Origin of the sequence: Paenibacillus sp. IHBB 3054, from assembly GCF_051594305.1 — a bacterium.
Taxonomy (GTDB): domain Bacteria; phylum Bacillota; class Bacilli; order Paenibacillales; family Paenibacillaceae; genus Paenibacillus_AQ.
In genome coordinates, this window is record NZ_JBOFBG010000007.1 from 175,033 (window position 1) to 187,598 (window position 12,566).

General features: G+C 50.5%; 16 protein-coding genes. 12 read left to right on the forward strand and 4 right to left on the reverse strand.

Annotated features, from left to right (window positions below; genetic code table 11):
• The first annotated feature begins 107 nt into the window (after positions 1 to 107).
• The 4 genes from ACQ76X_RS11155 (at position 108) to ACQ76X_RS11170 (ending at position 2,784) form a co-directional block, all read left to right on the forward strand.
• Positions 108 to 512, forward strand: coding sequence for a hypothetical protein (locus ACQ76X_RS11155; RefSeq protein WP_438493763.1), 405 nt, complete (start codon positions 108 to 110; stop codon positions 510 to 512).
• A gap of 4 nt (positions 513 to 516) precedes the next feature.
• Positions 517 to 918, forward strand: coding sequence for a hypothetical protein (locus tag ACQ76X_RS11160; protein ID WP_438493765.1), 402 nt, complete (start codon positions 517 to 519; stop codon positions 916 to 918).
• Positions 919 to 1,132: 214 nt separating this feature from the next.
• Positions 1,133 to 1,534, forward strand: coding sequence for a hypothetical protein (locus ACQ76X_RS11165; RefSeq protein ID WP_438493766.1), 402 nt, complete (start codon positions 1,133 to 1,135; stop codon positions 1,532 to 1,534).
• Positions 1,535 to 1,554: 20 nt separating this feature from the next.
• Positions 1,555 to 2,784, forward strand: coding sequence for an exo-alpha-sialidase (locus ACQ76X_RS11170; RefSeq protein ID WP_438493768.1), 1,230 nt, complete (start codon positions 1,555 to 1,557; stop codon positions 2,782 to 2,784).
• A gap of 88 nt (positions 2,785 to 2,872) precedes the next feature.
• Here the strand turns inward: ACQ76X_RS11170 and ACQ76X_RS11175 are convergent, their stop codons facing one another.
• Positions 2,873 to 3,976: a glycosyltransferase family 4 protein gene (locus ACQ76X_RS11175; protein ID WP_438493769.1), complete on the reverse strand. Its 1,104-nt coding sequence runs from the start codon at positions 3,974 to 3,976 to the stop codon at positions 2,873 to 2,875.
• Between the two features lie 142 nt (positions 3,977 to 4,118).
• Between ACQ76X_RS11175 and ACQ76X_RS11180 the strand changes: the two genes are divergently transcribed.
• Positions 4,119 to 4,625 carry a DinB family protein gene (locus ACQ76X_RS11180; RefSeq protein ID WP_438493770.1) on the forward strand — a complete coding sequence of 169 codons (507 nt, stop codon included), beginning with the start codon at positions 4,119 to 4,121 and terminating at the stop codon, positions 4,623 to 4,625.
• Here the strand turns inward: ACQ76X_RS11180 and ACQ76X_RS11185 are convergent, their stop codons facing one another.
• On the reverse strand, positions 4,626 to 5,462 hold the full coding sequence (locus tag ACQ76X_RS11185) for a sugar phosphate isomerase/epimerase family protein (protein ID WP_438493772.1): 837 nt from the start codon (positions 5,460 to 5,462) through the stop codon (positions 4,626 to 4,628). It abuts the gene before it with no gap.
• 100 nt (positions 5,463 to 5,562) lie between these two features.
• Here ACQ76X_RS11185 and ACQ76X_RS11190 point away from each other — a divergent pair, with 100 nt between their 5' ends.
• Complete coding sequence (locus ACQ76X_RS11190) at positions 5,563 to 6,537, forward strand: acetylxylan esterase (protein ID WP_438493774.1); 975 nt, start codon at positions 5,563 to 5,565, stop codon at positions 6,535 to 6,537.
• A gap of 153 nt (positions 6,538 to 6,690) precedes the next feature.
• Entirely contained in the window at positions 6,691 to 7,068 is a 378-nt protein-coding gene (locus ACQ76X_RS11195) for a YkvA family protein (protein WP_438493776.1), read from the forward strand.
• A 53-nt stretch (positions 7,069 to 7,121) separates the two neighbouring features.
• On the opposite strand, the gene ACQ76X_RS11200 is transcribed toward ACQ76X_RS11195, so the two are convergent.
• Entirely contained in the window at positions 7,122 to 7,496 is a 375-nt protein-coding gene (locus ACQ76X_RS11200; protein ID WP_342481700.1) for a winged helix-turn-helix transcriptional regulator, read from the reverse strand.
• Between the two features lie 148 nt (positions 7,497 to 7,644).
• Between ACQ76X_RS11200 and ACQ76X_RS11205 the strand changes: the two genes are divergently transcribed.
• The 3 genes from ACQ76X_RS11205 to ACQ76X_RS11215 all read left to right on the forward strand — a co-directional run bounded on the left by ACQ76X_RS11205 (position 7,645) and on the right by ACQ76X_RS11215 (position 9,676).
• Positions 7,645 to 8,325 carry an NAD(P)H-dependent oxidoreductase gene (locus ACQ76X_RS11205; RefSeq protein ID WP_438493778.1) on the forward strand — a complete coding sequence of 227 codons (681 nt, stop codon included), beginning with the start codon at positions 7,645 to 7,647 and terminating at the stop codon, positions 8,323 to 8,325.
• A 254-nt stretch (positions 8,326 to 8,579) separates the two neighbouring features.
• Positions 8,580 to 8,990, forward strand: coding sequence for a CidA/LrgA family protein (locus tag ACQ76X_RS11210; RefSeq protein ID WP_438493780.1), 411 nt, complete (start codon positions 8,580 to 8,582; stop codon positions 8,988 to 8,990).
• A complete protein-coding gene (locus tag ACQ76X_RS11215; RefSeq protein WP_038590072.1) occupies positions 8,987 to 9,676 on the forward strand; it encodes an LrgB family protein in 690 nt (229 codons plus the stop codon). Before ACQ76X_RS11210 ends, ACQ76X_RS11215 begins: the two co-directional genes overlap by 4 nt.
• A 10-nt stretch (positions 9,677 to 9,686) precedes the next feature.
• Here ACQ76X_RS11215 and arfA read toward each other — a convergent pair whose 3' ends face one another.
• Positions 9,687 to 11,195, reverse strand: coding sequence for an arabinosylfuranosidase ArfA (gene arfA, locus ACQ76X_RS11220; RefSeq protein WP_438493782.1), 1,509 nt, complete (start codon positions 11,193 to 11,195; stop codon positions 9,687 to 9,689).
• A gap of 154 nt (positions 11,196 to 11,349) precedes the next feature.
• On the opposite strand from arfA, the gene ACQ76X_RS11225 reads away from it, so the two are divergent.
• Together ACQ76X_RS11225 and ACQ76X_RS11230 are read left to right on the forward strand one after the other, a co-directional pair.
• Positions 11,350 to 12,252 carry an ArsR/SmtB family transcription factor gene (locus ACQ76X_RS11225; RefSeq protein WP_076113017.1) on the forward strand — a complete coding sequence of 301 codons (903 nt, stop codon included), beginning with the start codon at positions 11,350 to 11,352 and terminating at the stop codon, positions 12,250 to 12,252.
• Between the two features lie 100 nt (positions 12,253 to 12,352).
• Positions 12,353 to 12,526: a hypothetical protein gene (locus ACQ76X_RS11230; RefSeq protein WP_173139976.1), complete on the forward strand. Its 174-nt coding sequence runs from the start codon at positions 12,353 to 12,355 to the stop codon at positions 12,524 to 12,526.
• Positions 12,527 to 12,566 lie beyond the last annotated feature (40 nt).

The window sequence follows — 12,566 nt, forward strand, 5'->3', positions numbered from 1 at the left end:
GCCTATGCATATATGTCATGGATTTAGGGGCTGAAGAGGTCCAGTCACTTCTTAAATAATGCCATATCCTATATAGAGTTAAATTTGTGACAAGGAGGCGTTTTGTAATGACCCAGGTTGTTGATTTCAGTAAAAGCTCAATATCCAGCTTCAGTCAGACGATTGCCGTGCCAATCCTTGGCGCTCCTTCAAGCAATACACTGACCCAGTTTGGGCTCGCGACAGCGCAGGGAGGCAGTGTCCTGCTCAATGCTACGGTTGGCGTTCAAAACACACTTGGAAATCCGGACCTGCTGTTCACGATTTTGCGCGGGGCAGCCGCTATTTTCTCAATTCGCGCAAGTGCGCTGAACGCCGGACAATTTGACCCGATCAGTTTCTCCTACGTGGATGCCAATGTGCCTGCCGGATATTTTGCCTATACGCTGACAGTCTCGATTGTTAACAATGCTGCGCTTAATTCTGCAAATCTGGTAGGTCCTGTGGATTTCTCAGGACTATCGTTGGTGTGACGCCATGACACAACTCATTGATTTCGGAAAAAGCATTCCGTCGAGCTTCAGCCAGTCCGCATCATTACCCGTAAACAGCTTGCCAAACAGCACTATTCTGGGACAATTCGGTTTAGCTGTAGGCGCTAACGGCTCAGTTTTACTTCAAGCCACCATTGGCCTGCAAAGCAGCGGACCAAACAGCTCCGACATTATTTTTACGATCTCGCGCAATGCGGTGCAGATCTTCACCATTCGATCCAGCGGGCTGGCAGTAAACGACTTTGAAGCCGTTCATTTCTCCTTTGCAGATAGCGGAATCCCTGCCGGATATTATGGATATGCTTTAACCGCTTCTTCAATTGGTACGGTGAACCCGCCGGTTATTATCGGTCCGCTTTTATTCTCGGGGCTTTCCATACTATAATTATTGGTGGCTGCCGGAGCAATTATGCTCCTGGCAGTTTTTTTTATGCTCCAGGCCTGTACCTGTACCATTACTATTATTTTCCGTTTTCTCACCGGTTGGGCAAAGTTTTCTCTCATTGGACAAATAATAACCACATACATATGAATGGAATTGTTTTATACCTGATTGCGTAGGAGGTGAGCTGCGCGTTGTCCTGCGGGAAACTCTCTGCTTGCAGCAGACGGAAAGGAGTTCAGAAAATATGCCCTTTACAACGGGGGCGGTTTACAATCCGCCGGCCGGACTCAACCATATCGACCGAATTCAGATTTCGTGCCTGAATGATTCGATTGTTGCCTCAATTAATATCAATTTGCAGATCTTTCATTTTCGGGGCAACAATTTCACCCGTGTCCCGGTGGGCGAGGCCTTATTTCAGGTCAATCCCCAGCAGCTTGTAGTTCAGACTTTTTCTGTGAGCCTCGCTGACTACTATGAAGCTCAAATCAATTTCTACAGTGCCGTTAATACTGTCGTGAATGTGTTTGCTTTGGACACCGCAGGGAATGTCCTGGAAAACATTCTTCAACCGGAGCTTACATACATCGATCGCTTAACAATTCTCTCTACTTGAAAATGGGGTGATACGAATTGGTGAATGTCAATGTTACCGCCGGGCTTCCGGGCAATCATATTGAACCTTCAATCGCAGTAAATACGTTGAGTCCGAATATTCTGTGCGCGGTGGCGGTGGATGACAGCACTGGTACAGCTTTGACCGGATTCTACAGATCTATTGACGGGGGGCAGACATGGTCGGCTACAATTCTGCCGCAGGCACCGGGTTATATGAGTGCTGAAGCACCCACCATAGACTATACGTTTCCTAATACCTTTATTGTTGCTGTTCATTTTTTTAATGAGTTTAATGATGGAACCATTGCAACCTATACCTCTTTCGACAACGGCGTGACCTTTAATCCCCCTGTTATTGTCCGGCGGGGTTTTGGTCTCTATATCCACAATGATGAGCCTTTTCTTGCCGTGGACCGCTCACCCTCCAGTCCGCACCTGGGAAATGCCTATGTAGGCTATACACCGCTTTATGATCTTGCGCAGAATGCAGCAATCTTCTTTCAGCGCTCTCTGGACCAGGGGTTAAGCTGGGAACCTCCGCAGCGGATATCTGACCCGAGAGGGAGGCTTGAGCGTGCCGCTCTGGCAGTCGGCCTCGCTGGTGAGGTGTACGTCGGTTATATTCAGCTTGGGCCGGCACCCAAATACGCCTATATCCGGGTTTCACTGGATGGCGGAGTCACTTTTAATCCTCCGGTTACCCGTGGAGCTACATTTATTGCCAATACAGTGCCTGTGCCAAGTCCGCTGCCCGTACCGAATTATGCTTTCCGTGTGCAGACGAATCTCAGCCTGGGAACTGATATCTCAGCCGGACCCTTTGGCGGGTTTGTGTATGCGGTCTGGAATGATTTTCGGCTGGGGTATGCAGACATCTTTTTCTCACGGTCGCAAGATGGCTTACTCTGGTCCCAGCCTGTTAGCATTACGGGGGCGCCGCCAGGCTCGCAGAATTTTTCACCATCGATTACGGTGTCACCTTCCAACGGAACGGTGCGGGTAATTTATTATACGAACCGTCTGGATGGTTTCCTGCTGGATGTCTTCGTGGCGGAATCCATCAACAGCGGCTTGTCCTTTGTGAACCGGAGAGTAACTGATGTGTCCACGAATCCGAACGGGAATTCACCTACACCGGTTCCGCTCATCGGTGATTACATTACGGCGGCAACGATCTTCCCGGATACACTGGGAGCTGTATGGAACGACACGCGGCTTGGAAAGCAGGATGTTATTTTCGGGAATTGAACAAATGTATGTACGCTGCAACAGCATAAACAGCAGCTCAACGCCAAAATCCGGCAGTTGCGCTGCTATTTTGCTTTTGAGGCAATCGTTATTTCCTGCCTGCCCTGAAGCTGTTCATCCTGCGTACCAGTGCGGACTTGGGCTGAATGTCGACAGGTGTGCCTTGGAGGAAATTTTTGATACTCCGTTCCATGATTCTGACGCTGTTCTCCCAGGTCCATCCGGCAGAATCGTTTTCTCCCTGCATGGCTAAACGGGCTCTGAGCAGATGATCCTGGCTCAGGCGGATAACATCCTCGGCGAGCCGGTTCTCGTACCGGTAGGAGAGCAGACAATTCTCTTCATGACGGGCATATTCGAGATTGCCGCCGGAGTACACGGAGACGAGCGCCGCTCCGCAGCGCATGGCTTCCAGTCCCGGAAGGGACCCGGTATCAAAAATGCTGGAGCTGACAAAAATATCCGCCCCATTGTAGTGATAGCAGAGCTCTTCATCATTCTGCGGTGTGAAGAAGCGGTATTTGCCGCTGGCCTTCATCTGCTGCAGGGAATCCGAGGTATAGAATTCATCCGGCGGACTGATGAAGTTGATGTTTACACCGGGAAGATTCTGTTTGACGATATCCAGCTGCTGCACCAGATAATCCTGTTCGCGATGCCAGGAGAAGCCGTTCTCAACCTTGCGCAGAATGGCGGTAATGTTCAACTGCTCCTGCAGTTTGTGGCGGATACGCATATTATTAAAGGAGGAGCTGATGCCGACAGGCACAATACTTCCTGAAATCCCATGATTTAATTCAATCAATTCCTTCTGCCATTGTGATAAAACTATCAGCTTTCCGGTGGTATGATAACTAGGAAAGGATACATCATTTTCCGGCAAAAACAGCGGCTCGTAACATAAGGACAGGCGTACATGAACTCCCTTACCATTCTTGCTGGCGGCTTCGGCTACAGGCACAGTGGTATAGAAATTGGAAACAATGACATCGCTGGCCGGAAAGTCGGTTTCTCGCAGCACCGTGTGGTCGGTGCGGAGCAGGGTGGAGTGGATCTCATAGGAAATGTCGCCCTCCAGCGGCATGAGAATCACAACCTGGTGGCCCAAAGCTGTCAGACCATTGGTGAGCTCCACCAGCATCCGTTGCGCCCCGCCATGGCATAAGGTGAGAATCGGGAATGTGAACCTCATCGATGATCGCTTCCCTTCTAGAGAATGCAGCATCAGACAGACATGATGCTTTTTGTATACTATTTTATTCAGAAGGATAGGAAAAGTACCGGGTATCCGGTCATTAATCAAAATCGGGACTAGCGAACAGGAGGCAAAGAGGATGAGTGAAATGATTGCGGAGTGTATGAGAAGGCTGGATCAATCCCTGGAGTATGTGGAGAAAGCTGTCGGCAAGCTGCCGGAAGAGAAGATATGGTTCCGTCCCCGAACGAAAATGAATGCGATCGGCAACCTTTGCCTTCATATCGCAGGCAGCGAATACCAGCATCTGGTCAGCGGAATTGGCAATCAGCCGGTGATCAGGGACAGACCGGGTGAGCTTCTGGAGACAGGCGGACATAGCCGGGAAGAATTGCTCACTCTGCTAAGATCGGTAAGAGCCGAGAGCTGGTCCGTTGTCCGGAAGCTCACGGCTGCAGATTTGGAGCGGGTAGTTACCATTACCTACCCGGAGAATTCCGGCATGGAGAGCTACCAGTGGAGCATCCAGAAGATACTGATCTGTGCGGCAGAGCATTATTCCTATCACACCGGGCAGATTGTGTATGCAGCGAAGTGGCTGCAGGAGGAAGACGCGCATCTTTTGAACTGGAAGCATTACAATTAATCATTTCCCGAGAGCGGTCAGCAAGGCAACTGTTTCCCGAATTTCAGGAAGAGTGATTTCCTCCAGGGAGACATCAATCATAGGCTTGAAGGTCTGAAGCTTTTGCAGGAATTCTGCAGTGTGGAACAGCCCCTGGCCCGCTTTTCCGTGACGGACATGGTTCCCTTCGCGGTAGATATCCTTCAAGTGGGCCAGGATCATCCGGTCACCCAGCAGACTGAAGGCGCTGTCCACAATTTCATCCTGCCGGGACACATCGTCACCGATCCAATTGCAGGGGTCGAACACGACGCCTATGGAGCTGGAAGGCACCTCATCCAATAGGCGGCGCATTTTTTGCGGGGTGGATAAGGTGTGGGTGCTGACGCCTTCGATCCCCAGAAATACGCCCCATTTCTCCGCTTCCTCGGCCAATTCTTCCACCGTAGTCCGCAGCGTTTCCCAACCGATCTCCTCGTAACGGTAAGGCTCGATCTCTTTAAACGTATGCAGGTCCCCGGTTTCTGTAGCTACCATCGGTGCTCCGAACTGTCTGGCAAACTGCAAGTGTTCCTTGAAACGGTCGATTTCTGCCCTGCGGACCACCGGGTCCGGATGAACGGGATTGATGTAGCAGCCGAGAACACCGATACGGATCCCTGCCTTGTCGAATTGCTCGCCGATATAATTGGCCAAGCCGGGACTCAGTTTGCCGGGGGAAGTGTCGATATCCTGTATAGCCTTGGACAGGGCGAGCTGCACGAAGCTGATATCGTGGGTCTGCAGTGTGGAGGTTAAAGTCTGGAGCGGCAGACAACCTGCAGAATGCGCCAAAGTTCCGTATCGAATGATGAACATCTCCTTTTGAATTCTCTGGATTTATATTATTATTACTATTAATATTAATAACGCTTACAAGAACTTGCAATAACAAAGACTATGTTTAGGAGATTATGCTATGAATACTATTGAACTGCGTAAGCAGGAACTGGAAAACTGCCGTCCTGAACCGACACTTGATGCACAGTCAGCCGACAATTACTGGGATGGAATCCTTGCGGAATATGAACAGAAGCCGCTGCACATTACCACTGTTCCCGAAGAAACACCCTATCCGGGCATGGAGGTTAACAAAGTCAGCTTCAAGGGATTTGATGAAACCACGGTGCATGCCTGGCATATTCAGCCGTCCTGGAATGCAGAAGCCCGGCAGGTGCTGCCCTGTATCGTTACATTTCCGGGTTATACCGGAGACCGGGGATACCCGGAACGTTATGCCTCATGGGTGCTTCTCGGCTATGCTGTTCTGGCTGTAGATGTGCGGGGCCAGCTGGGTGAGACGGGTAACCTGCTGCCCCAGAGCAGCGGCGTTGCCAAAGGCTGGATCACCCAGGGGATCCTGGAGAAGGAACACTCCTACTACATGGCTGCGGCGATGGATGCCGTCCGGGCCGTGGATACCGCCGCGCAGCTGCCCGGCATAGATCCCTCACGCATCGCTGTTACCGGCGGCAGCCAGGGAGGCGGACTTTCCCTGCTGGCAGGCGCGCTGAACCCGCGTGTCGCTGCAGTCGCTGCCGACATTCCGAATCTTTGCCGGCTGGATTTCGGGGTGCTGAATTCAACCAGCTCTTTGACAGAGATCGCTGATTACATCAAGCGGTACCCGGAGCATCTGGAACGCATTCTGCATAATCTTGCCTATTTCGATATTGTGAATCTGGCGCACCGCTTTACTGCACCTGTAATGATGTCTGTCGGCTGGAAGGACACGGTATGTATGCCGGAAACGATCTATGCGGCGTATAACCGCATTGCGGCACCCAAAGAAATCTGGGATTACCCATTCTCCGGACATGAGGTCGGCGAGTTCCATAACCGTCAGAAGGCGATATTTTTTCAGCGGCATTTGGAGGCAGCGCAGCAGCTTTAGGTAATTTTTATACCCTTGATCTGGAGTAACACCAGGTCAAGGGTTTTAATTTTAGCTAGGGCGCGTTGCCCGAAGGGGTACGGTGTATATGTTATAATGAGGGAGCTTTAGAACTTATTAAGGATTAGTCTACAATCACAGGAGGGATCGCTAATGGAGAAGGACGGAAACAAGCTTCCCGCAGAACTCGTAGTGGACAATTTCAAATACAGCAAAGAGAACGAGAGGCTGGTGCAGAAGAGCTTCTGGAGCAAAACCAGGAAATTCGCCGGCAAAATTCCTTTTACCAAAGATGCGATTGCGATGTATTATTGCGCCATTGACGCCAAAACTCCATTGTGGGCAAAAGGTATTGCCTTCGGAGCGCTAGCCTATTTCATTTCTCCGATTGATGCTATTCCTGATGCCTTGCTTGGTCTGGGGCTGACGGATGACGCGGCTATTATTGCGGCAGGCATTCGGGCAATTGCCGGACAGGTAACGGACGAACACCGGGAGAAGTCAGAGGTTTTCTTCAACGGTGATAAATAAAGCAGTTCATACAAAAAAAGGTGCGGCATCAAGCCTACACCCCTGTTTCTGAATTAACTAGGGCAGCTTTCTTTGGAAAGCTGTTTTATTTTGTATTCTTCGCCCCAATCCCTCATCAGCATAATGATCGGGATCAGTGTCCGGCCGAATTCGGTCAGGGAATACTCGACCTTTGGCGGCACTTGATGGTAGACCTCGCGGTGAACCACTCCGTCTTCCTCCAGCTCACGGAGCTGCAAGGTCAGCATCCGCTGGGTAATGCCGGGACAGATGCGGCGGAATTCATTGAACCGTTTCTTGTCGTCCATTAGATGGTATAGAAGCACACCCTTCCATTTGCCGCCAATAACGTCGAGCGTAAATTCTACGGGGCACGCTGTTTCGTTGCCGTCCGGGCATTGGCCAAATCCGCCTTTTCGATTTCGCATTCGGGGATCACTCCTACAGTATCAATTTGTATACTACATAACAAAAATGTGCGTACTACAAAATCCATTATATATACTTTAATATTATGTTTGTAAGCCATAATCAGTCAAACTAAACTTGTCCAGTTATAGAAAGGGAGTATGTAAGATGGAAGCCAGTGCGACAGCAGCAGCCAAGCATGAAATCCTATCCGCCTTTGAATTCAGACATGCGACGAAAGTGTTTGACAGCAGCCGGAAAATCAGCGAGGATGATTTTCAGTTTATTCTGGAGACGGGACGGTTGTCTCCAAGTTCCTTCGGGTTTGAGCCCTGGCGGTTTGTTGTGGTACAGAACCCGGAAATCCGCGAGAAGCTGCGCCCCTTTGCCTGGGGGGCCCAAGGACAATTGCCAACCGCCAGCCATTTTGTGCTGATTTTGTCCAGACAACCCGGAGACATGGCCGCCGGATCGGATCATATCCGGCATATGATGGAACAGGTGCAGAACCTCCCGTCCGAAGCTGCTGAAGGCAAACAGCAGACTTACGATACTTTCTTGAAAGTCGACTTTGGTCTGAAAGACAATGAACGGGCCATGTTCGAGTGGGGGGCCCGCCAGACGTATTTGGCTCTCGGCAATATGATGACCGCCGCAGCGATGATCGGCATCGATTCCTGCCCGATAGAAGGCTTCGACAAGGCGAAGATTGAAGAGGTGCTGGCTGCTGAAGGTATTATGGACCCTGAGCATTTTGGGATATCCTGCATGGTGGCCTTTGGTTACCGGATCAACGAGCCGCGCGGGAAAACTCGGCAAACTGCCCGGCAAGTGATTCAGTGGGTGTAATGTAAAGAGGTGTAATGTAAAGAAGAGTAATGTAAATGGAAGAAACCTCTCCATGTGAGCGGGCAGTGTGAGAACACGATCCCGTTCTGGAGAGGTTTCTTTTTAGGATGTAAGGATTTATTTTGTTTTACACTCATGAAAATACATAGAAGCTTCGAAAAATAATTGAAAATTTACTGAAAGTTCTGCTACTCTAATATAGTCAGTATTTTTACATAGGATATTCATTTTAAGACTGAAGGGATTCCTGCATCATGAAAATCATCCGCATTATTGCCGAGGTTGGAATATTGTACGCATTCTATCTGGCCGGAGACTATCTGCAAAAGCTGCTGCATCTCCCGGTTCCGGGCAGTATTGTCGGGCTTCTGCTTCTGTTTATATTACTGCTCTGCAAAATCGTGCCGCTCAAGCTGATTGAGAATGGCTCATCCTTTATTCTGGCCTATCTTCCGATGTTCTTCATTCCGGCGACTGCCGGGATTATGAACCACCTTGATATTTTCAGCGGCAGAGGACTCCTGCTGATTGCCATTCTCGTGGTGAGCAGTGTGCTGACCATGGTCGTAACGGCCCATTCCAGCCAGTGGTTCACCAGCCGCAGCGCCAGACGCAGAAACAGCTACCGCACTGGAAGCCTTAGAGAGAAGGGGAAGGAAGCATGAGATTTTTGCTCGCAGTTGGTTTTATCCTGCTTAATGTGGGAATTTATCTCCTGATGTCCATGCTTTACAAACGTTATCGTTTCCCCGTACTCCTGCCGGCCCTGACGGCAACCTTTACAGTAGTTGTGCTGCTGATGGGCTTTCATATTTCCTACGACACTTATATGATTGGCGGTGAGTGGATCAACAAGCTGCTTGGACCTGCAGTTGTCTCTCTCGCTTATCCGTTGTACAAACAGCGTCATGTGTTGTGGCAGAACCTCCCCGCAGTGCTTGGGGGTACGGTAACCGGACTTCTGGTCGGGATGTTCAGCGGCCTGCTGATGGCGGCAGGAATGGGATTTTCCAAATTGTATGTTCTTTCAGTCCTGCCGAAATCGATTACGACCGCTGTAGCGATTCAAATCTCCAGCAATCTGGGCGGGGATTCCTCGCTGACTTCCGTATTTGTGATGATTGCCGGATTCACCGGAGCCATCGGCGGTCCTTACATCATCAAGCTGTTCCGCATCCGGGGCGAGTCCGGCATCGGGATCGGTCTGGGCACAGCTTCACATGCACTTGGTACGGCAAAAGCCTTGGAATACGGCGAGCAGTCCGTCTCCATGAGTTCCGTAGCGATGACGGTGTGCGCAATCGTCGGCTCCATTATCGGACCGCTTGTGGCCTGGATCATGTATCATTAATACCTCTGGCCTAGCCGTTCACCTGCAGCCGGATCACATTCCAGGAAGCCTTGGGAAGCAGGGCGCTTACTCGTCCGCCGTCTGCCGTGGCAGTGCCGCGGTCATGCGGCAGGACCGTCCCCGGGTTGCTTCGGGTGTTCGTTGCATGAATATCCTCATGTTCCAGTACGGTATGCTGGAGCACGGTAACAGCCCCGAAGCTGCGCAGGTCCACAGCTAGCTCCAAGCCTTCTGCCAGATGGCGGTTAACGGCAAACACAGTTACCTCGTTCAGCTCTTCGTTGTATACACTGATTGCTTCCAGATAGGGAACATCGGTGAAATCCTTGGAATCATATTTCGGACTGGAAATGAGCGGGTGCAAAACAGTCCCGCGGCCATAGACAGAAGCTTGCATATAAGGATAGTACGTGGTCTGCAGCCAGAGCGGGCCGCCGTTTTCAGTCATAATTGGTGCAATGACATTAATAAGCTGGGCAATGCAGGCCATCTTCACCCGGTCCGCGTGCTTCAGCAGGGAGATTAGACAGCAACCCACAACAAGCGCATCCTCCAGCGTGTACACATCCTCGAATTCCGGCGGGGCGACCTGCCAATGCTGCTCGGCGCGGCTCGAACCCTGGGACTTCCACACATTCCATTCATCCATGGAGAGATAAATCTTTTTCCTGCTCTTTTTCTTGGCCTTGATATAATCGCATACAGCGGCTACACTGTCGATAAACTGGTCCATATCCAGGGAGCGGGCCAGGAAATTAGGGGTATCGTCTTCATTGTTATTGTAGTACGTATGCAAAGACAAGAAATCCACATTATCGTAGGTGAGATCCAGCACAGTAGCTTCCCACTCGGCGAAGGTGTTCATCCCGCTGCCTGAGCTGCCGCAGGCGACAAGCTCAAGTGAAGGATCCACCCAGCGCATGGCTTTGGCTGTTTCATTGGCTAGGCGCCCGTATTCAACTGCCGTCTTGGCCCCGATCTGCCATGGACCATCCATTTCATTGCCGAGACACCAGGTTTTGAAGGCATGGGGGGCTGCATAACCGTGGGAGATCCGCAGATCACTCCAGTAAGAGCCGGAGGGATGATTGCAATACTCGACCAGATTTCTGGCCGCATCGATCCCCCGGGTACCGAGATTGACGGCCATCATGACTTCGGAACCTGCCAGCTTAGCCCACTCTGCGAATTCATTAGTACCCATTTGATTGGTTTCGGTCGTCCACCAGGCGAGTTCAAGAGAGCGCTTACGCTCAGCCTTGGGACCAACCCCATCTTCCCAGTTGTAGCCTGAGACGAAATTTCCGCCGGGATAACGGATAATTGGGACATTCAGCGTGCGGATGGCCTGCAGGGCATCTCCGCGGAAGCCGTTCTCATCTGCCGTTGGATGTCCCGGTTCGTAAATACCGCCATAGACAGCCCGTCCCAGATGTTCAATGAAAGAACCGTAGACCCGCGGGTCCACCTCAGCCAGCTTAAAATCCTTATCGACAATCATCGAGGATTGTATCGTCATGAATTATCTGCTCCTTCGTATAGGATTAATGAATATATTAATCCGTTAAAGTAATAACTGATTACATAATACGTACGTCAAGCTATACTAAGCAATATAAATATTAAGGATTAATAAAAATGTTAATTCAATTACGGGTAATGGAGGATAGGATATGTATTTAACAACCGATTCAGAATCCCTTAAGGTCTATGAAGCGCTGGCCAGTGAGGTCAGACTGCGGATTATTGAACTGCTTGGCACGCAGGAAATGCATATCAAAGAGCTGGCAGCCAGACTTTATCTCAGCAGTGCAATCGTGAGCTCCCATGTCGCCAAGCTCCAAAAGGCAGGAATTGTAAGCTCGCAAATGAAGAGAATCGACGGAGGGACCTACAAGTTCTGTTCGCTGTCGGCCAATTTCCTGCAGATTAAGCTGTCGGGATCAAAGGGTATCGCCAGAAAAGTGGTCGAGGTGTCGGTGCCTGTGGGACATTATACAGATCTGCAAGCTTCGCCGACCTGCGGCATTGCCACAACAGAAAAGCTGATCGGGTATTATGATGATCCGCGTTATTTTCTCGATCCGGAACGGGTGGATGCGGGGATTTTATGGTTCGCCAAAGGTTACGCCGAGTACAAGGTTCCTAATTATCTTTTTATGGACCAGACGGTTCAGGAGATCGAGATCTCTATGGAAATCGGCTCAGAGGCACCGCATGTGAACGAGAAATGGCCTTCGGACATCAGCTTTACCTTGAATGGTATGGAGCTGGGGAAATGGACCAGTCCCGGTGACTTCGGGGTGATGAGAGGACGCCTTACTCCGGCCTGGTGGAACTCGGATGTCAATCAATATGGACTGCTCAAGGTCCTAAGGATTAATAAAGGCGGTACGTATGTGGACGGACAGCAGATCTCTGCGGTCACCCTTGATGATGTGGGTTGGGAGCAGGATCACTGGATCTTCCGGCTTACTGCGGAGGACACCACCCGAAGGCGGGGCGGCTTAACCCTGTTTGGCCGCGGGTTCGGGAATTATGAGCAGGACATTGTCTTCCGGGTATATTACGAATAGCCGATGTGCAGTATTTCAGGACTATCCTGCAAAATGTTTGCAAACCAGGTCAACGGGTAACTATAACTATGTGGCCCAAAAAAAGTCTAGGAGGATACACATGTCAGATCACACGCAAAACGAAGCGGATCTCCGCAATAAAGAAAACAAAGACGGTGATTCTCTCGCCGAGCGCAAAAAGATGGAGAACGGCGTCGATATTGAACCGGAGGCTGATGACTGGGTGGCTAAACCTGCAGAATCGGCTCATCCAGACCCGCTCCCCAAAAATTAATCCAAGTGAGCTGCCAAAGCAGACTATCCTTTCGGGGATA

What these genes read in the sequence shown, in the direction of transcription:
- ACQ76X_RS11230 (WP_173139976.1), top strand. Translation starts at nt 12,353, where the DNA reads ATGTCAGATCACACGCAAAACGAAGCGGATCTCCGCAATAAAGAAAAC.
- ACQ76X_RS11210 (WP_438493780.1), top strand. Translation starts at nt 8,580, where the DNA reads ATGAAAATCATCCGCATTATTGCCGAGGTTGGAATATTGTACGCATTC.
- ACQ76X_RS11160 (WP_438493765.1), top strand. Translation starts at nt 517, where the DNA reads ATGACACAACTCATTGATTTCGGAAAAAGCATTCCGTCGAGCTTCAGC.
- ACQ76X_RS11195 (WP_438493776.1), top strand. Translation starts at nt 6,691, where the DNA reads ATGGAGAAGGACGGAAACAAGCTTCCCGCAGAACTCGTAGTGGACAAT.
- ACQ76X_RS11205 (WP_438493778.1), top strand. Translation starts at nt 7,645, where the DNA reads ATGGAAGCCAGTGCGACAGCAGCAGCCAAGCATGAAATCCTATCCGCC.
- ACQ76X_RS11185 (WP_438493772.1), bottom strand. Translation starts at nt 5,462, where the DNA reads ATGTTCATCATTCGATACGGAACTTTGGCGCATTCTGCAGGTTGTCTG.
- ACQ76X_RS11155 (WP_438493763.1), top strand. Translation starts at nt 108, where the DNA reads ATGACCCAGGTTGTTGATTTCAGTAAAAGCTCAATATCCAGCTTCAGT.
- ACQ76X_RS11225 (WP_076113017.1), top strand. Translation starts at nt 11,350, where the DNA reads ATGTATTTAACAACCGATTCAGAATCCCTTAAGGTCTATGAAGCGCTG.
- ACQ76X_RS11215 (WP_038590072.1), top strand. Translation starts at nt 8,987, where the DNA reads ATGAGATTTTTGCTCGCAGTTGGTTTTATCCTGCTTAATGTGGGAATT.
- ACQ76X_RS11175 (WP_438493769.1), bottom strand. Translation starts at nt 3,976, where the DNA reads ATGAGGTTCACATTCCCGATTCTCACCTTATGCCATGGCGGGGCGCAA.
- ACQ76X_RS11180 (WP_438493770.1), top strand. Translation starts at nt 4,119, where the DNA reads ATGAGTGAAATGATTGCGGAGTGTATGAGAAGGCTGGATCAATCCCTG.
- ACQ76X_RS11200 (WP_342481700.1), bottom strand. Translation starts at nt 7,496, where the DNA reads ATGCGAAATCGAAAAGGCGGATTTGGCCAATGCCCGGACGGCAACGAA.
- arfA (WP_438493782.1), bottom strand. Translation starts at nt 11,195, where the DNA reads ATGACGATACAATCCTCGATGATTGTCGATAAGGATTTTAAGCTGGCT.
- ACQ76X_RS11190 (WP_438493774.1), top strand. Translation starts at nt 5,563, where the DNA reads ATGAATACTATTGAACTGCGTAAGCAGGAACTGGAAAACTGCCGTCCT.